This is a genomic window from Pseudoalteromonas sp. NZS11_1 (assembly GCF_015864275.1).
Taxonomy (GTDB): Bacteria; Pseudomonadota; Gammaproteobacteria; order Enterobacterales; family Alteromonadaceae; genus Pseudoalteromonas; species Pseudoalteromonas arctica.
Genome location: NZ_JADYXK010000003.1, coordinates 47,227 through 66,597, shown reverse-complemented (window position 1 = coordinate 66,597; position 19,371 = coordinate 47,227). Strand labels below are relative to the sequence as shown.

Below are 19,371 nucleotides of genomic sequence, written 5' to 3'. Positions count from 1 at the left end.
TTATGACTTTTCTAGCTTCTTTTCAAAGTCGCTTTTAACTATTTCAAGTGCTTTAAGTACTTCTTCTGGAGCAACATCGTGTTGCTCTAGTATCATAATTAAATCTACTGCAAGTTTAATATGTGTAGGGGCTTGATCAAGTGGACTTGTCATTTAACTCTTTCTTTTTTGATATTTGGCTAATGGCAACGTTTATTGCGGTTTGTACACGTTGTTCCATATGTATGCGTTCTGATTGCGGTAAATAAAACGCCATATCTACATCGTAGCGAATATATCGTGGCGGGAGCTGATTTAGTACCGTACAACAAAAGTCAGCCATTACATCTTCATCATATTTTTCATCAAGTTTAAGTTTGATAACTTCCTCGACTACAATCTTTTCGTAATAGTTGTGTATGTCTTCGTGTAATCGCATATTCCCACCGCTTTAAAATAATCCGTTTAGTTGAGTCTATACTAAGGCTTACTATAAATCGATAGCGGCTTTAAATAGTTGTTTATGAACATTAATTAGTGAACTCAAATTACGCTGATAACCGCCACCTAAAGCGCACATTAGTGGGATTTGATGTTGCTTACAAAAGTTGAGAGTAAAAAAGTCGCGTTTATATACGCCATTGAGCGATACATCAAACAAGCCTAACTCGTCTTTTGTGTAAATATCAACGCCTGCATTATACAAAATAATATCAGGGTTATGTATGCGCACGCAAAAATCGAGTGCTTGCTTTAATGTAGCAAGGTACTCATCGTCGGCTGTTTTAGCGGGCAATGCAAAATCGTAAGTGGACTCTTGCTTATTACGAGGAAAATTTTGTTCACAATGAATTGAGCAGGTAATAATTTGGTTATGGTTATGGTTTTGAGTGATTTGTGCTGTGCCATCGCCTTGGTGTACGTCGCAATCAAAAATTAAAACAGTGTCGGCTTGCTCTGTATTTATTAAATGTGCTGCTGCAATAGCTAAATCATTAAAAATACAAAAGCCACTGCCAAAATCACTATGAGAATGATGATAACCACCGCTTAAATTGAAGGTTAGATCGTGACTAAAAGCCGCTTCAGCAGCTTGAATACTCCCGCCAATAGATAAAAGAGTACGCTCTACAAGTTGTTGCGAATAGGGAAATCCCATCTTTTTAATTGCTTTATCACCTAGAGTCCCATTTAAAAAGTCATCTATATAACGTTGGCTATGACATAGCGCAAGTTGAGATACGGTTACTTTTTTAGGCTCTTGAAAGTGAATAGCCGAAACACCTAGATTTTCTATTTCGGTTTTAAGTAACTTATACTTTTGAATAGGGAATCGATGACGTTCTGCAAGGATAAGGTCTGAATACAATGGATGATAATAAAGCTGCATAGTAAAGTTCGGCTTAACGCAGCTGCTGTTTTTCTACTTGTTGTATTTTGTCCTCGGTGGCAGAAATTGCTTTTCTGCAGCGGCCTAATCGAGCGTGTGTGCTTAATATTTCAAGGTTAAGCTTTTGTGCTTTAGCTGGCGAGGCTTTATCCATTTGCATTTTACGCTCTTCAATCATGAGCACTAAACGGCGTTCAAACTCATGGTTTTGTTTTAATTCGTCGTAAAGCTCGTGCGATGATTGCATTATTTTTTGTACCGCTTGCTTATAAACGGTTTGCTTAGGGCGTGGTTTATAATGGCTTTTGTTTTCTTTAACCCAAATAGGCGTTGATTTAATAACGTTGAATACAGCTTGTACCTGAGCTCCTATACGTTCAAGCGCGTAAGTATAAGCATGGCGATGCTCACTTGGCGGTAATCTTGACACTTCGTCTTCTATTTCTATTACGTAATCGACTAGGTTCATGCTTTTTGTACTAAAAACTGCGCGGTCAAACAAGCTAGGTTGCGCTTGCATGTAACGATTTTTAGAAAAAAGTTTAGCTTTATCAAATTGATCAGCTTGTTGTTTTAGCGTTGCAACTTGTTGGCGTAGTTTATCTAAAGCTGTAGGGTGCATATTAAAAGTAAGCCTCGTAAATTAGTTTTAATGCTAAAAGTATAACCATAGTATTAAATACAGGGCGAATAAATTTACTACCAAAACGTATTGCTGAATGTGCTCCAAACCATGCGCCTAGCATAATAAAAAAGCCCATTGTTATGCCAAGTAAAAAGTTTACATGTCCGAGTGCTACAAAGGTGATGAGCGATATAAAGTTAGAAACAAAGTTCATTGAACGCGCTAAACCACAATTGAGTAGCAAGTTCATTTTATAAAGCATGCCATTAGAAGCGGTCCAAAATGTCCCCGTACCTGGGCCTGCTAAACCATCAAAAAAGCCTAATGCTAAACCCTGTAGCCATTGTTTTATTTTCATCGCTTTGTTGAGTTTAGGGAGTTCATCGCCTTCTGTGGTACTTAAATTACCAAATAAGCTATAAGCGGCAACTAAAATAATAATAATAGGCAGTAGTTTGTTTAAAAAATCGATACTTAAATGGTCAACAATAACAGTCCCTATCAATGCACCTATTGCGGTAGCAATAATAGAGGCTGCCCAAAACTTTGGACTAAATAAGTTCTTTTTGTAATAAGTATAACTGGCTGTTAAAGAGCCAAAACTTGCCGCGAGTTTATTGGTGCCTAGTGTTAAATGTGGAGGTAAGCCTGCAGTTAATAAAGCGGGCACAGTTAACATACCACCGCCACCGGCGATAGCGTCTATAAAACCTGCGGCAAGTGCAACAGCACATAAAACAGCCCAGGTTGTTGGATCGAGTGCGAGTTCAAACATTAATAATCAATTTGTCTTTTAAAAGGTGGTAGGGTGTCGAGCATGGCTTTACCGTATCGCTTAGTAACTAAGCGTCTATCGAGAATAGTAATACAGCCTTCGTCACTCTCTTTTCGCAGCAGTCTACCACAGCTTTGTACCAATTTCTTTGCGGCGTCGGGCACGGTAATCGTTAAAAACGGGTTACCGCCTTTGCTTTGTACAAATTCTGCTTGCGCTTCTTCTATCGGCGAAGTAGGTACAGCAAACGGAATTTTAGTAATTATTAAGTTCTCTAAATATTTACCAGGTAAATCAAGCCCTTCCGAAAGGCTTTGTGTTCCGAATAAAATACTGCCTTTGCCTTCGTCTACATTTTTAGTGTGTAATTTAAGCAACGCTTCTCGCGACATCTCACCTTGTACTAATAAGTTAAAACCTTTTGTTCTAAGAAACTTTGTTACGTGGTCCATTTGCCAGTAAGAAGCGAATAGTACAAGGTTCGCTTTTTTATCATTTAGGTACTCTGGTAAAGTTTTAGCTAAGTGATCACTAAAGTCTTTATCGGTAGGTTCTACTTTAGATACCGGAATACGTAAAGTGGCTTGTTTTGGGTAATCAAAAGGAGAAGGTACTTTAATAAATTTAACGCCTTCTTCTTTAGCAAGTCCTGTTTCGTAAGCAAAGTGATCAAATGAGCCCAGTGCACTTAATGTAGCAGAGCACAAAACAGCGCCCGCGCATTCTCGCCACAATTTATCTTTTAAGTAATAACCGACCTCGATAGGGCAGTCGCTTAATAAGTGGTCGTGATGGCTTTTGTATTCAAGGCGTTTTATCCACCGTGCATGAGGAGCACCTTCGCCTTTTTTTGCGTAACTAAACCATAGTTTGTTTAGTTGCTCTAACCGGTTTATGTATTGACCGCTTTCGCCTAGTATTGGGTCGGCAACGTAAGGTTTTATGTCGCCATCACTTACATCTTGGGTAAGGGTGTCGTGCATTTTGTTTAAACAGCGCAGCGCATCTTGCGTGGCTTCGCTTATATCTTTTGCTTTACTGTGCAGCGATTGTGGAATTTCACCGTGTTCAAAGCGATAAGTATCGTCTTTTGAGTATTCAAAGTCGGCATTATCAAGAATATCGCGAACTACTTTTAAATCTTTATTCGCGTCATTAATGCTGTCGCAAAGTTTAAAGTTTTGCCCAATAGCTCTTTGCCCCACTAAAACCTTCGCCATTTTCCCGCTAAACTTGGTGAGCTTATCAAGCCATTCTATCGTGCCTTTAATTGTGGCAGCAGCTGATGAAAAATCGCGTGTTATATGTGCTAAATGGTGCGCTTCATCAATTACATAAATGGTGTTGTCGGGCTCTGGTAAAATTTTACCACCGCCTAGGTCTAAATCGGCAAGTAATAAAGAGTGGTTAATTACCAGCACATCCATTTGCATTAATTGATTACGAGCAAGCTGAAACGGACACGTTTGATGGGCCTTCATTTGGCGCTGGCACGAATGTTTGTCGCACGCTATTAAGTTCCACACTCTATCGGGTACGGTATCGGCCCAGCTGTCTCTATCGCCTTGCCATTTTTTATTTACGTAAGCGTTATATAACTCATTTAAACATTTGGTTTCCATTGCGCTCAATGGTGAAGTAAGCGTTGGCATAAAGTCCATTTGTGTTTGGCTATCGCCGTTTACAGCATTATGTAATTTGTGGGCACAAATATAACGATGGCGACCTTTTACCAAATCAAATTTAAAGTCGAGGCCTGAATGCTTTTTAAAAAATGGCAGTTCTTTTGCTATTAATTGCTCTTGAAGTGCAACGGTTGCGGTAGAAATAACTAGCTTCTTTTTTTGTGCTAAGGCAAGAGGCAATGCGCCTAAACAATAAGCAAGGGACTTACCGGTACCGGTGCCTGCTTCAATTACGCAAATGCGCTGCTTTTTATGGTATTCGCCAGCAAGCGTTTTTGCTATTTCGGCTACAAGGTAGTTTTGACTGCTACGAGGGCGATAATCGTTTAGGTTGCTAGCCACATGCTGGTGTACTTGCCTAATTGTTTTTTTTAGTGAGTCAGAAAGCATGGGATGATTTACCTAAAGTATGTATATAATTACAGTGCTATGGATTTTAGAGTTATAAGAGGGTAACTACAAGAAGTGATGAGATTAATTTAGCAAATAAAGTATCTGAGTGTTTATTTAGGTTGAATGTATGGCTTTAAAGCATTTTGAATTAAGTAAAAACTTACATATATATGAATAAGGTTTAGTAATAATGTACTTAACAGCCGGTTTTATTGTTTCTTCACATGCTTATGATACTGCTAGCGGCATCTGCTACGAAGCGTGGTTTTGCAGTGATAAAGGGCCTATAAAAACTATATCAGTTAACGAAAATGCGCTGTTTTTTATCAAAAGTAAAGATGCTGAAATAGTGCATGAAATATTAGCAGCTGAGTCACTTATCTTTAATATTAAAAGTCTTGAGTTAAAAAACTTTCAGCAAGAAGATATGTCGGCCTGTTACTTCAAATCACTAAAGCATTTTTATTCTGCTGCTAAAGCTTTAAAGCAACGTGGAGTTGTATTATTTGAAGAAGATATTCGACCAATAGAGCGCTACCTAATGGAGCGCTTTATAAAAGGAGGTGCTTGGATAACGGGTAATGTTTTTTATCAAAATGGTTATACATTAGTAACAGAGGCAAAATTAAAAGCAAATGATGAGTACTCCCCAACTCTTAATAAGCTGTCGTTAGACATTGAATGTAACGAAAGTGGCGTTTTGTTTTCTGTTGGACTTGTGGGCTGTAATTTAGACTGTGTTTTAATGATTGGCGAGCCAGATAGAGAAGCTGAAAACCTAGAGTTTGATACTATTTGGTGTGTAGATGAGGCTGAGCTCTTAAAGGGATTGGAGCATTTTATTAAGCTTAGCGATCCTGATGTCATAATTGGTTGGAATGTAATTGAGTTCGATTTTTCGGTTATTCATGAAAGAGCTGAAGCACTAGGCATTAAGTTATTACTGGGTAGGGGAGATCAACCTTTATATGTTCGCAAAGGACACTTTACTCGAGTATCGATCCCTGGGCGATGTGTGGTTGATGGAATAGACACTTTAAAAAATGGTACATATAGCTTTGAGAGTTTTTCTTTAGCTAATGTTTCAAATCAAGTGTTGGGTGAGTCCAAATTAATCGACACGGCTAATAGTCTGCAGGAAATTATTAGGCAATTTAATGAAGATAAGCTTTCTTTAGCAAAATATAATCGACAAGATTGTATTTTGGTAAATAAAATTTTTGATAAATTAAAGCTACTCGATTTTTCTATTATAAGAACAAAGCTTACAGGATTAGAGCTTGAAAAAAAGGGCGGCTCTGTCGCTGCTTTTATTAATATGTATTTACCACTACTGCATCGCAGCGGTTATGTTGCCCCTAATATGGGCGATCATGGACTTACATTTGAAAGCCCAGGCGGTTATGTAATGGAGTCTATTCCTGGGCTTTATAAAAATGTCATTGTTTTAGATTTTAAAAGCTTGTACCCCAGTATTATGCAAACTTTCTACATTGATCCACTCGGACTGATAGAAGGTTTAAAAAATCCAAACCAAAGTGTGCAGGGTTTTAATGAAGCCCTATTCTCGCGAGACAAGCATCACTTACCTTTACTTGTTAAAAGCTTAGCGTCCCAAAGGCAGCTCGCCAAAGACAATCAAGATCAAATGCTTTCTCAAGCAATTAAAATAATAATGAATAGCTTATATGGTGTTTTAGGCTCAAAAGGGTGCAGGTTTTACGATCCCAGGTTATCTAGCTCTATTACGTTAAGAGGACACGAAATAATGCTACAAACTAAAAAATGGATAGAAGAGCTTGGTTATAGCGTTATTTATGGCGATACCGATTCTACATTTATTAAGTTGGATGATAATTTAACCCACGACGAGTGTAATGAAATTGGCGTGTTTTTAGCTAAAAAGATAACTACAGATTGGATTAGCGAGATTAAACAAACGCACAACTTAACAAGTCATTTAGAAATAGAATTTGAATCTCTTTATAGCCCTTTCTTTTTGCCAACCATAAGGGGAAAGCTAGTTGGCTCTAAAAAGCGCTATGTCGGTAAATTAATTAAACCAAACGAATCAAAACTAGTATTTAAAGGATTAGAAACAGTAAGAAGTGATTGGACTAAACTTGCTCAACAATTCCAGTTCGACCTATTTACTAGTCTTTTTGATGGAAATTTAAATATAAATGACCTTGTTAAAGACTATACAACAAAGTTATACCAAGGTGATTTTGATCATTTACTCATTTTTAAAAAGAGATTAGGTCAAAACTTAATCGATTATAAGAAAAATATTCCCCCTCATGTTCAAGCAGTTAAAAAACACCAGAAAAAAAATAGCGAATTTACGGTTAATAGAGGTGAATTTGTTACATTCGTTTACACAACCGCTGGAGTTGAGCTGTATCAAGGCCTACATAGCTATGACTATGCAATTTATGTAGAAAAACAGATTGTACCGCTTTTAGATATGGTAGAGCCGCTAATCAATCAAAATGTAAATGATTCGGAGAAGAATCAGTTTTTATTATTCTAATTTAGTATCTCAATTGGATGTTTTTGATTAAATAATCCACTTTCCTGCTTCTAAATCGTACGATAACCCCGGTTTTACGAAAAATATCATTAAAAAACCTCTTTATGATTAATATTTAGTTAACAGAGGTTGGCTTTTTAGTTTTTTTTGTTTACTATTTGTTTCAGTCACTGTTAATAGCATGTGATAATAAAAAATAATTAAATAATAGTTGCTTCTATAAAGTTGTAACACCAGGGAGAATCAAATGTTAAATAATCAAGTTTCAAAGGCAGTTCGCTTAGCGATTGCATTTGGTGCAGTATCTACTGCTGCATTTTCGGCAAGTTCGTTTGCTGCAGAAGAAGATAGCGTAGAAAAAGTAGAACGAATTGAAGTTACTGGTTCACGTATTAAACGTACAGATTTAGAAGGTGCTTCGCCAGTAAACATTATTACAGCAGAAGATATGCAGATTGAAGGTAACTTCACTGTGGCTGATGCACTTCGAGGCAGCAGTTTTAACTCATTCGGTTCATTTTCAGAGCGTTCAGGTAGCTCTGCACAATCTCAAGCTACTATTAACTTACGTGGTGCTGGTTCTAGCAGAACGTTAGTTTTATTAGATGGTAAGCGCATGCCTGGTTCACCAACTCTTGGTGGCCAATCAGCAAATTTAAACTCAATCCCAATGGCTGCAGTTGAACGTATCGAAATTTTAACTGATGGTGCATCTTCAACTTATGGTTCTGACGCAATGGCTGGTGTTGTTAACATCATCATGAAGAAAAACTATGAAGGTCTTCAGTTCCAAGGCGAAGCAGGACACCGTGATCAAGATGAAGGTACAACTTCAGCTAGTTTCTCGGTAACCGCTGGTTACTCTACAGATAAAGGTAATGTAACATTTGCTTTTGACCACCAGAGACGCGAAGGTATATCTGATGGTGATCGTGATTATACTAAAGCTTCAGCAACAGATCTTGATGGTGATGGCGTAATTCAGGCATACGAAGAGACTAAAGGTTGGTCTATATACGGTGCGACTGTAGCTTCACCTGATTTTTCAGAGGCTCAAGCATCACCAATATGTGACGACTTAACAGCAGAGTACGGTGAGGATACATTCCGTAAGTTTGCAGCTGACAATGACTGGGGTAGTGAAGGCTCTACTTACTGTATGTTTGCTTTCGCAAATGTATCTTATAATAAAGCTTCTATCGACCGTAATACTGTTTATTTAGATGCAAATTATGAATTGAATGATGATATCGAATGGTATGGCCGTGCTATGTTTGTTCAAAATAGCTCATTTGGTCGTTATGCTCCACCTGCCGCAGCATGGAATAATTTAGCTGCAGACAATGAAGCAAACCCTTATGATGAAGAAACAACAGGTTACTGGCGTTGGGCAGGTATTGGTAATCGCGATGGTAACGTTGATGATTACAGCCAAGACTACCTAATGGGTTTACGCGGTGATTTAGAGTGGAATAATGCATCTTGGGATGTTTATTATCATACTAATAAAGCTGATAATAAATCTGTAGGTACTTATTACCTTAGCTACGGTGGCTTAGCTTACAACCAAGCAAATGGAATTGATTTAGGTTCTGATGAAGGTGTTGCAAATATGAAAGCAACAACCCTACAAAGCTCATCTTCTACTTTCAATCAATACAATGCCGGCATCGGATTCGATTTGTTTGAATTACCAGGCGGTACGGTAGCGCATTATTTCGGTGCTGAATTTTTAGAGCAAACGTATGCTGATATTTACGATGGTCAGTCAGAAGCTGGTTTAATAGGCGGCTCTGCAGGTAACTCTGCGCTTGGTGATCGTGACATTACGGCTTTCTTTTATGAAGTTGCAATGCCAGTAGTAGATTCACTAGAAGTTAACATTGCCGTACGTTACGATGACTACTCTGACTTTGGTGATAATGTTGCTCCTAAGATATCTGCTCGTTGGCAGGCAACAGATACTGTTGTAGTACGTGCTTCTTACTCTGAAGCTTTCCGTGCACCAGGTCTTGACCAATTAAATGCCGCTACTACTTTTAGTGCTGAATCAGCGATTGATTACTCTCAAGGTGATACATCGTCTAAGCAAATTGATACATACTACAAATCAAATACAGAGTTAGGTCCTGAAACATCAGAATACACTAACTTAGGTATAGCTTGGGATGTGATTGAGAACTTCGGTGTTAAAGCTGATTACTTCAATTTATCAATTGATGACGTTATTCAAACTAAAACTGTTCAAGGTCTTCTATCGGATGAAGCGGCTGGCAGAATAACTGCTTTCGCACCTGGTTCTGATGTAAGTAATGAAACTTTTTACTTAATACGTTCAGAAACTGGTCGTTTATTAGAAGCTGGTACTGGTTACTTCAACGGCAATGGTTTTGAGATTGAAGGTTTAGATTTAACTCTTTACGGTCATATCGATACTAGTGTTGGTGAGTTCCGCATGAACACTGTAAATAGTTTTGTATTATCTTACGATGAAGAGCGTGGCGGTAGAGTTTATAATACTGCTGGTTGGAGTGGTCAACCTGACTTCAAATCTAATACTACATTAACTTGGGCGCTTGACGACCATAGTGTAGCTTGGAACATGAACTACACGTCATCTACTTCTGAGAATGAAGCACCAAATGAAGATGGTATTTTAGAGCAAGATGGTGAACTTGAAGATTGGTTGATTCATAACCTTACGTACAGCTATAACGCAGGTGTTTATGGTACAGTTCGCTTATCAGTAAGCAACTTAACAGACGAAGATCCTGTACTTACATCTACAGGCGCTTACGATAACGCTGATTTATATAACAACTATGGTCGTGATTACCGTATCAACTATACAATTAACTTTTAACTTGTTAATTTGTTAATAAAAAAGGGCTGAATTTATTCAGCCCTTTTTTTATAAAAATGCTTCGTATTAATGTCAGTTTATGCATCAGGATTTTTAAATGAAAAACCTAAAAACTTCGCGTACTACATACCTAAAATAAGACTATATCCAGAACTTTAAATTAGCAGAAGTAGATAAAGTGAAGGCATCGTTACTATAACAAGCCCTAAGTATAAGAGTGCCCATGATTAATACTGTATTTTTTATCTGAAATAGATTGGGTTGCTTGAAGCTAATATGTCCAAATCCTCGCACGAAGATTTTACACCTCTAACGCCAACTCGAAAAGTGAATGAAAAATCTCATGCTCAATAAAATGCTTTCTGTAATTGATAAAGAGTGTGGTGCAAATATAAGGAGAAATATGCAACAGATTTCCCTAGTAATGCACGACTCTGGAAATAACAACTCAGAATCTGTTTGCTTTGCTACTCATTAGTTACAATTTATATCAGTTGTATTGGCATAGCATAGAGAATGGTTAGGAGGTTTAAGCTAAAATTTTATTGAATAAATGTAACTCATTAAAAAGTATAATAATACTCGTTTAGCAGCCAATATTTATATACAATAAAATGAGACTGTACTTAATTATTAGAAATAAAATATCAAATTAAGTGCATAAAAAGCTCGGTACTTGAGCCACTGGCTCTCTATTAAAATCTTCAACTTATCTCAGAACAGGACAAAATAATGATGAAAAACTATTGGAGTGATTATTGGGCTCAAGGCTATCTAACCTCATTTGGACAAGATATAAAGAGTAATTACACGGGTAAATTAAAGTCTTGTTGGTTGGAGTTTGCTGAAAAGTTAAATTGTAATGACAAAGTACTTGATATTGGTACTGGGAATGGTGCTCTTATTCGATTAATTCAAGAGAATAGTAGCGTTCAATTTAATGTCATAGGTGTAGATAAAGCTATTGTTAACGAAAAAGTAGCCGGTATAGAGTCATCAAATATTTTATCTAATGTAAGCGCTGAAGTCTTGCCTTTTGAAACAGCAGAATTTGATGCGATAGTAACACAGTTTGCTATCGAATATAGCGAGTTAGCGAGAAGTATCCCAGAGCTTTTTAGAGTATTAAAGAAAGGAGGCCTATATCAAATTGTGTGTCACGAAATGGATTCGGACATAGTGAAGCCAAATGTACTAATATTAGAGTCTGCAATTCGGGTGCAGAGTGAATTATTAGTTCCTTTAAAACAACTAATAAGCGCACTAAAAAAAGAGAATAAAGATCTGATTAATAGCAATATTTCTATTATTAATGAATATGTGGAGCTAGAAAAAAAGATACACCCACTTGCAATAAAAGGTACCAGGTACACTGATTTTTATCATTTTATTTTAAAGAATAGAAAGATAGATCTCGAGAAAGCTTATTACCTATTTTCTCAAGAGTTAGAAGGGCTGATTTATAGGTTAACTGATTTAAAGCAAGCCGCTTTGAATGCCCAGCAACTTAAACAACTGTTAGCTTCAAGAGGGGATGTATATAAAGAAGTTCTTGTTGATTCAAATAAAGAGTATATAGGCACGCTTTACAGGGGCTATAAACGTTAAAATTAAGTTTTATTAGCCTATTCTAATATTAATATCCCTACCTGTTAAAAAGCAATAAAATCTCTCCATCTATAATTATGTCTCTTGGGGCATACCTAATGAGGCTGTCACTTCAACTGATAGAGTCGCAGCCGTCTTCGTATTCTTTAAACAAAGCTTTATTAAATTGTGTTGTTGAAAGCCAGCTTCAAATTTACTCTATAGTCCGACGAATTAGGGCAGTGTTTTAATATCGTTGAGTTATAAAAGTCATTAGTTGCGTCATATTGCTCCAGTCATAACGATAGCATATCTCCTCTGTTGCTTTGAATAAGGGACAATGTATGTTGCATATTTATACTACTGTTACCTAAAACTGTGCCTAAGCATTTTTTAGCGGGATATCTGTGCGTGCTTTCCGGTTCGCTTCTATCTCACCATTTTTTGCTACTTTTATATCTATATTTCTCATCCCTAAAAGAAAATTAGTAACTTACTTAAGATGATTATTAAGATTTAATTTTGCAAAAAAAACAAAAGTTAATGTTTTGCAATAATGCAAAAATAACATCATGTTTGTTTTTTGTTGCGTTAGATCGTTGTAAATAAAAGGGTTTATTTGGTTAGCTAAGTGTTGACCTTTTGCATAAGTTGGGACTACTATTCAAATCGAAATAGGTATTGTGATTAATTACAGACCGTTTTGAAAATAAAACAATTAAAATAGTATTCTAGGGAAAATTAAATGTTAAATAATAAAGTTTCAAATGCTGTTCGCTTGGCGATCGCTTTTGGTGCTGCTTCAACAGCAGCTTTTTCTGCAAGTTCATTTGCTGCGGAGACGGGAGTGGACAAAGTAGAGCGTATTGAAGTAACAGGCTCTCGTATTAAGCGAACTGATCTTGAAGGTGCATCACCTGTAAATATAATTACTTCAGCGGATATGAAGGTTGAGGGTAATTTTACTGTTGCTGATGCATTACGAGGAAGTAGTTTTAACTCTTTTGGCTCATTCTCTGAGCGCTCGGGTAGTTCAGCTCAATCTCAAGCTACTATCAATTTACGTGGAGCTGGCTCGAGCCGAACTCTTGTTCTGCTAGACGGCAAACGCATGCCTGGTTCACCTACATTAGGTGGTCAATCTGCAAATTTGAATTCTATTCCAATGGCAGCTGTTGAGCGTATTGAAATATTAACCGATGGTGCATCATCTACTTATGGTTCAGATGCAATGGCTGGTGTAGTAAACATCATAATGAAAAAGAATTATGAGGGTTTACAATTTCAAGCTGAAGCCGGTCATCGCGAGCAAGATCAAGGTACTACCAATACAGGCTTTTCTGTAACGGCAGGGTACTCTACCGATAAAGGTAATGTAACAATTGCATTCGATCATCAAAAAAGAGAGGGGATTGCTGATCGCGACAGATCTTATACAGCACCACAACTAATCGACCGTGATGGTGATGGTACTATTCAAGCATATGATGAAACTGTAGGCTGGTCTTGGTATGGCGCAACAGTTTTATCACCTGATTATTCTGAGGCACAAGCATCTCCAATTTGTGCAGATCAAGCTGCAAAATATGGTGATGATGCGTTTAAAGAAATAGCAGCAGATACTGATTATGCACCAGGCTCTAATTACTGCATGTATGCGCACGCTAATGTATCTTATAATAAAGCTTCTATTGATCGTAATACAGTTTACATAGACTCAAATTATGAATTAAGTGATTCAGTTGAGTGGTACGGACGTGCAATGTTTGTACAAAATAGTTCATTCGGCCGTTACGCGCCGGCTGCTGCACAATGGGCATCATTGAGTGCTGATAACCCAGTAAATCCTTATGGCGAAGATGGAGCATTAGGTTTATGGCGCTGGGCTGATTTAGGTACGCGTGATGGTAATGTAGATGATTATAGCCAAGATTATTTAACTGGTTTACGCGGAGATTTAGATTGGAACAATGCTACTTGGGATATTTATTTTCATACAAATAAAGCTGATAACAAATCGGTTGGCACCTATTACCTGAGTTATGGTGGGCTTGCACATAACGAAGCGAATGGTATTCCTCTTACATCAGACGTTGGTGTAGCTAATATGAAAGCTACCACTTTACAAAACTCATCATCAACATTTAATCAAATTAACGCAGGTTTTGGCTTTGATTTATTTGAATTACCAGGTGGCGATGTAGCACATTATTTTGGAGCTGAGTATTTAGAGCAAACTTATGCCGATATTTATGATGGTCAATCTGAGGCAGGACTAATCGGTGGTTCAGCCGGTAATAGTGCTAGAGGAGAGCGTGATATAACAGCCTTTTTCTACGAAGCGGCTCTACCGGTTTCAGATACAGTTGAAGTGAATTTAGCTGTTAGATATGATGACTATTCAGATTTTGGCGATAATTTAGCACCAAAAGCTTCAATTCGCTGGCAGGCAACGGATACTGTTGTTGTTCGCGCTTCATATTCTGAGGCATTCCGTGCTCCAGGTTTAGATGAATTAAATGCTGCAACAACATTTAGTGCTGAGGACGCAACCGATTTTGCTCAAGGAAGTACATCAGATCAGCAAGTTGATACATATTATAAATCTAATCCTGATTTAGGCGCAGAAACTTCAGAATATTTAAACTTTGGAGTTGCTTGGGATATTGTTGAAAACTTTGGCGTTAAAGTAGATTACTTTAATTTATCAATCGATGACGTAATACAAACTAAAACCGTTCAAAGTTTATTATCAGATGAGTCGGCAGGTTTAATTTCTTCGTTCTTACCTGGGTCAGATACATCCAATGAGACCTTTTATCTAATCCGTGCTGAAAATGGTCGCTTACTAGAAGCTGGTACGGGATATTTCAATGGTAATGGTTTCGAAATTGAAGGTCTAGATTTAACTCTGTATGGTAATGTTGATACTAATGTAGGTATGTTCCGCTTTAACTCTGTCAACAGCTTTACCTTTTCTTATGAGGAAGAAGTTGGAGGTAGGGTCTATAATACAGCGGATTGGAGTGGCCAGCCGGATTATAAATCGAATACAACGATAAGTTGGTCATTAGATGAGCACAGTGTTGCATGGAATATGTCTTACACAGCATCAACATCTGAAAATGAAATTCCAAATGAAGATGGTGTATTAATTCAGACTGGTCGCTTAGATAGCTGGTTGGTTCATAACCTTAACTATACTTATGATGCAGGTGATTTAGGCTCGATCAGTCTTGCTGTTAATAACTTAACAGATGAAGATCCAGTTCTAAATTCTAAAGGTGAATATACTAACCCTGAGTTATACAACAACTACGGTCGTGATTATAGAGTTAGCTATACTATAAAATTCTGATAGCAGTAACCAAATGCAGAATTTATTTAGTAATGCCGTTCACTTAAGGTGAGCGGCATTTTTGTTTCTGGCATACCATTGCTTTCAGGGCTTGGCTGATTCTGACGAAACTTCCTCTCCTAGAAGCCGTAGAAGTAAGCTTTCTGTGGTCGTATAAAATAACTAGGTATTATTGCCGCTACTAAGGAATACACTAACCTTATTATTTTAAATAAACGACTAATAAAACTCAGTTGGTACGGTAAAAAACCTCTCTTAAGTGTGTTGTGCACCCCATTATCTGTACGTAAAAAACTTCTTAATATTAATTGATTACCAAGCATATAATGCTTTTTCTTGATGACCAATGATTATATAAATTACTAATATTCGGCTGATAGGTAACTCATTGGCTCTGTCATCAAGGTCAGTATACTTATGATTTTCTTTTCGAGTAACTAACCTAGCAATAAGTATATAAGGAAGCGTTGGCCAATTGGCTCAATGTAAGTTGAATTGATTTATCACTGTATCCTAATGCGTTAATAACTTTATATAGAATATTCTTTAAGTGGAATTTCAAAATGAGATTTATTCTCAGCTGTTTGTCATTATCAATTACTATGCAGACCAAAAATCAAACTATTGATTCTAATGTCAGCCTTCTTTACCTTAAAGTAACAACCCTGGTCATTTTATAAGTTTCTTAGGTGAGCGATAAAGGAAGCAAGTCTACGAGTTTTTCTACTTAATAGGTTTGATGTTATTAATAATTTTGAGTGGGCTAGAAGTTTGCACTAAAAAATCTGAATTTCTCAAAGTAATTCGCCTCTCACATAGCCAAGGAGTTATTCAAGAGCTCTCAAAGCTTCTCAATTTTTTTGTATTAAAGTGTATTTAACTTTTTATTTTTAATTAAAGTTGGAAATACCTTAATTATTGATTATATTAAATGTTGTATATAATTTAAACTTAGTACGTTATAGAGTTTAAGATTGATTAATGGATATAATTCTTATAAAGAGGGAAATATGAAAGCGATAGTAAAGTTACTGCTCATTTTAAGTGTATTACTGTTTAGTCAGAATGGCCGTTCAGAAGAAATTACTGAGTGCGATACAAAAGTATGTAAGCAACGTTTTAAAGATTTTAAAAAATATGCGCGCAAAGATATCCCACAGGCGACGGAAGTATTAGGGACATTTTATTACAAAGGGTACGGTATAGAAAAAAATCATAGTAAGGCACGACGTTATTTTTTGAATAGTGCGAAATATGGAAGTCCCACAGCCCAATTTAAACTAGGGTTAATGTATTTAAATGGTGAAGGTGGAAATGTTGAAGTTAAAAAAGGAATTAATTGGTTAGAGTGGGCTGCTAAAAATGACGTTACTGCAGCAAATTACTTTTTAGGTCTATTTTATATTGATGGTAAACTAATTGATAAAGATTATAAAAAAGGTAAGACTTATTTAGAGGCTGCATCCAATGAGGACTATCATAAAGCTCAGTTTGTTTTAGCAAAGTATTATGAATTAGAGGAAAATAACCAAGAAAAAGCTGTTGAGTATTATAAAAAGTCAGCATATTTTGTAGAAGAGTCTAATCTTCGCTTGATCTCTCTAGGTATAAAACTGCCACAAACAGATCCTAACTTATCAATTGAGAGGATTGAAGTTAAATCAGAATCGTTAAACGACATGTTCGATGAATTGCTAGCTGCACTGAGATATATACCTGCTCCAGGCAAACCTACGGGTTCAAATGTAGTTGGAATGGGTTGCCGAAATCAAGATTCCAATTGCGGATTTATTGTCGATCCAACTGAAATTGAAAGATTTATTAGAGATATGCAGTGGCAGTTTTCTGATCCAACATTAACACAGGCTATGAGGCCAGTTGATTTGTAGTATTTGACTTAAATTCAATATAACATAGTAATTTAAAGTATTACTTGGTTTGTTCTAACGTATTAAATTACAATACTATCAAACTTGATTTACTTATTTAGCGAGATATAAATGAAAGAAGTCCGATCTTTTATTAAAACAGCATCATTAACGGATCTTGAAAAAGCCCAACAGCTTATCAATGATGCAATTTCAAAATATACCCAGCAGCAAAAAGCGAAACAGGAAGTTTTGGATCTTTTAAAAGAAAAAGGACTTACGCTAGAAGATTTACAAGATGGAGCATCTGACAAACGTACTAAAGTTAAGCCTAAGTACCGTATGGAACTTAATGGTGAGACTATTGAATGGACAGGCCGTGGCCGTCGTCCTAAAGCGTTTGAAGGTGTTGAGCTTGAGAAATTTTTAGCCTAAAGCTAAATATAAGAGAAGCTTCGGCTTCTCTTTTTTGTTTCCCCCTCAATAAAATATAATTAAAGTTTAAAACTCCCAGCTATTATTTGCTAAAATCTCTTCACTCAAACCTATTTGTTTTCCCATGAGCTATAAACTAAGACCTTACCAGCAAGAAGCCGTAGAACGCACCGTTTTACACTTTAGAAAGAGTAATGATCCTGCCGTTATTGTGCTACCGACCGGTGCAGGTAAAAGCCTTGTTATTGCTGAACTTGCCCGTATTGCTAAGCAAAAAATATTAGTACTTGCTCATGTCAAAGAGTTAGTAGAGCAAAATTCGCAAAAATATAAAAGTTTTGGTTTAGAGGCGAGTATATTTTCAGCAGGTTTAAAAGAAAAGTCATTAAACCATCAAGTAACCTTTGCCAGTGTGCAATCACTTTCTCGTAATTTAAATAAATTAAATGAGCATTATTCGTTACTTATTATTGATGAATGCCACAGGGTAAATGGGGATAAAAAAAGCCAGTACGGAAAAGTAATAAGTAGTTTAAAAGAATATAACCCTCAGTTAAAAGTATTGGGTTTAACAGCAACACCTTATCGGCTAGGAACGGGGTGGATATACCATCATCATTATCATGGCTTTGTTAAAGGGACTAATGAAAGCCCGTTTAAAAGTTGTATTTTTGAATTACCACTCAGGTATATGATCAAACATAATTATTTAACGCCGCCAAACGAAGTTGATGCAGCGATTAGCCATTATGATTTTTCGTCTTTAGATAGCAATGCATTTGGGCAATATACGACTGATGATATGAATGCGCTTTTAAAAAACAGTGAGCGCGCAACGAAAGCTATATTACAGCAAGTAATTCAATACAGTGAAGAGCGTGAAGGTGTTATGGTTTTTGCAGCCACGGTAATGCATGCTCAGGAAATATTAAGCTATTTGCCAGCTCAGCAAAGTGCACTTATAACAGGTGATACGCCAAACACTGAGCGCGATAAAATCATTAAGCAATTTAAAGCTAAGCAATTAAAGTATCTAGTTAATATATCGGTACTAACAACCGGCTTTGATGCGCCACATGTCGACTTTATAGCTATTTTAAGACCTACAGAATCAGTTAGTTTATATCAACAAATTGTGGGGCGAGGCTTGAGGCTATCTGAATCAAAAACGGATTGCTTAGTAATAGATTATGCCGGCAATGGTTTTAATTTATTTCACCCAGAAGTAGGCGATAAAAAAGGCGATAGTGATAATGAACCTGTGCAGGTACTTTGTCCTGGCTGTGGTTTTGCGAATATATTTTGGGGTAAAACTGATTCCGCAGGAAAAGTAATAGAGCACTTTGGCAGGCGCTGTAAAGGGCTGTTAGAAGATGATGATGGGCATAAAGAGCAGTGCGATTATCGTTTTAGGTTTAAAGAGTGTGAGCAGTGCGGTGCCCAAAATGATATTGCTGCACGTAAATGTCACGATTGCGGCGCGGTAATGGCCGACCCTGATGATAAGTTACGTAATGCATTAAACTTAAAAGACGCACTTGTGCTTCGATGTAGTGGGTTATCGGTAACTCAAATTAAAGATGAACTTATTAAAATAACGTATTTTGATGAAGATGGTGCAAGTTGCGATGAGGTATATAACCTCGCAAATAAAGGCGGGCAATTTATATTTAACAAGCAATTTGGTCTACGAGTAGGACTTGGGCAAACACCTATTAATTTTAAAACTGCAGCGCAAGTAGTAAACGCACAATTTGAATTAGTACCACCGGATTTTGTTATTGCACGAAAAAGCAAAAAGTATGGTTGGAAAGTGGCTGATAAGCTATTTGACTATAAAGGGGGTTTTAGAAAGGCAAATCAGTTAAGCCGCTAAGCTT

13 protein-coding genes are annotated in these 19,371 nt (G+C 36.9%); 7 read left to right on the top strand and 6 right to left on the bottom strand.

Annotated features, from left to right (window positions below; translation table 11 throughout):
• Genes I6F44_RS04085 through dinG form a run of 6 tightly spaced genes read right to left on the bottom strand, consistent with a single transcriptional unit; the run spans window position 1 to window position 4,844 of the window.
• Entirely contained in the window at window positions 1-153 is a 153-nt protein-coding gene (locus I6F44_RS04085; RefSeq protein WP_076915489.1) for a DUF2496 domain-containing protein, read from the bottom strand.
• The gene (locus I6F44_RS04080) at window positions 137-418 is read right to left on the bottom strand and encodes a late competence development ComFB family protein (protein ID WP_002958257.1); all 282 of its coding nucleotides are present in this window, start codon (window positions 416-418) and stop codon (window positions 137-139) included. The genes I6F44_RS04085 and I6F44_RS04080 overlap by 17 nt, the downstream gene beginning before the upstream one ends.
• A gap of 51 nt (window positions 419-469) precedes the next feature.
• Window positions 470-1,369: a histone deacetylase family protein gene (locus I6F44_RS04075; RefSeq protein ID WP_197173328.1), complete on the bottom strand. Its 900-nt coding sequence runs from the start codon at window positions 1,367-1,369 to the stop codon at window positions 470-472.
• A 13-nt stretch (window positions 1,370-1,382) separates the two neighbouring features.
• A complete protein-coding gene (locus I6F44_RS04070; RefSeq protein ID WP_024608252.1) occupies window positions 1,383-1,991 on the bottom strand; it encodes a primosomal replication protein in 609 nt (202 codons plus the stop codon).
• A gap of 1 nt (window position 1,992) precedes the next feature.
• The gene (locus I6F44_RS04065) at window positions 1,993-2,769 is read right to left on the bottom strand and encodes a sulfite exporter TauE/SafE family protein (protein WP_024593658.1); all 777 of its coding nucleotides are present in this window, start codon (window positions 2,767-2,769) and stop codon (window positions 1,993-1,995) included.
• A complete protein-coding gene (gene dinG, locus I6F44_RS04060; protein WP_007584036.1) occupies window positions 2,769-4,844 on the bottom strand; it encodes an ATP-dependent DNA helicase DinG in 2,076 nt (691 codons plus the stop codon). The genes I6F44_RS04065 and dinG overlap by 1 nt, the downstream gene beginning before the upstream one ends.
• 193 nt (window positions 4,845-5,037) lie before the next feature.
• On the opposite strand from dinG, the gene I6F44_RS04055 reads away from it, so the two are divergent.
• The 7 genes from I6F44_RS04055 (at window position 5,038) to I6F44_RS04025 (ending at window position 19,367) form a co-directional block, all read left to right on the top strand.
• Window positions 5,038-7,380, top strand: coding sequence for a DNA polymerase II (locus I6F44_RS04055; protein WP_121954054.1), 2,343 nt, complete (start codon window positions 5,038-5,040; stop codon window positions 7,378-7,380).
• Between the two features lie 247 nt (window positions 7,381-7,627).
• A complete protein-coding gene (locus I6F44_RS04050) occupies window positions 7,628-10,243 on the top strand; it encodes a TonB-dependent receptor domain-containing protein (protein ID WP_121954055.1) in 2,616 nt (871 codons plus the stop codon).
• 732 nt (window positions 10,244-10,975) lie between these two features.
• Window positions 10,976-11,851, top strand: a complete 876-nt coding sequence (locus I6F44_RS04045; RefSeq protein WP_121954056.1) for a class I SAM-dependent methyltransferase — start codon at window positions 10,976-10,978, stop codon at window positions 11,849-11,851.
• 724 nt (window positions 11,852-12,575) lie between these two features.
• Window positions 12,576-15,188: a TonB-dependent receptor gene (locus I6F44_RS04040; RefSeq protein ID WP_121954057.1), complete on the top strand. Its 2,613-nt coding sequence runs from the start codon at window positions 12,576-12,578 to the stop codon at window positions 15,186-15,188.
• 1,010 nt (window positions 15,189-16,198) lie between these two features.
• Window positions 16,199-17,077, top strand: a complete 879-nt coding sequence (locus I6F44_RS04035; protein WP_121954058.1) for a tetratricopeptide repeat protein — start codon at window positions 16,199-16,201, stop codon at window positions 17,075-17,077.
• Between the two features lie 111 nt (window positions 17,078-17,188).
• Window positions 17,189-17,491, top strand: a complete 303-nt coding sequence (locus tag I6F44_RS04030) for an H-NS histone family protein (RefSeq protein ID WP_007586043.1) — start codon at window positions 17,189-17,191, stop codon at window positions 17,489-17,491.
• A gap of 124 nt (window positions 17,492-17,615) precedes the next feature.
• Entirely contained in the window at window positions 17,616-19,367 is a 1,752-nt protein-coding gene (locus tag I6F44_RS04025) for a DEAD/DEAH box helicase (protein ID WP_121954059.1), read from the top strand.
• Window positions 19,368-19,371: the final 4 nt, after the last annotated feature.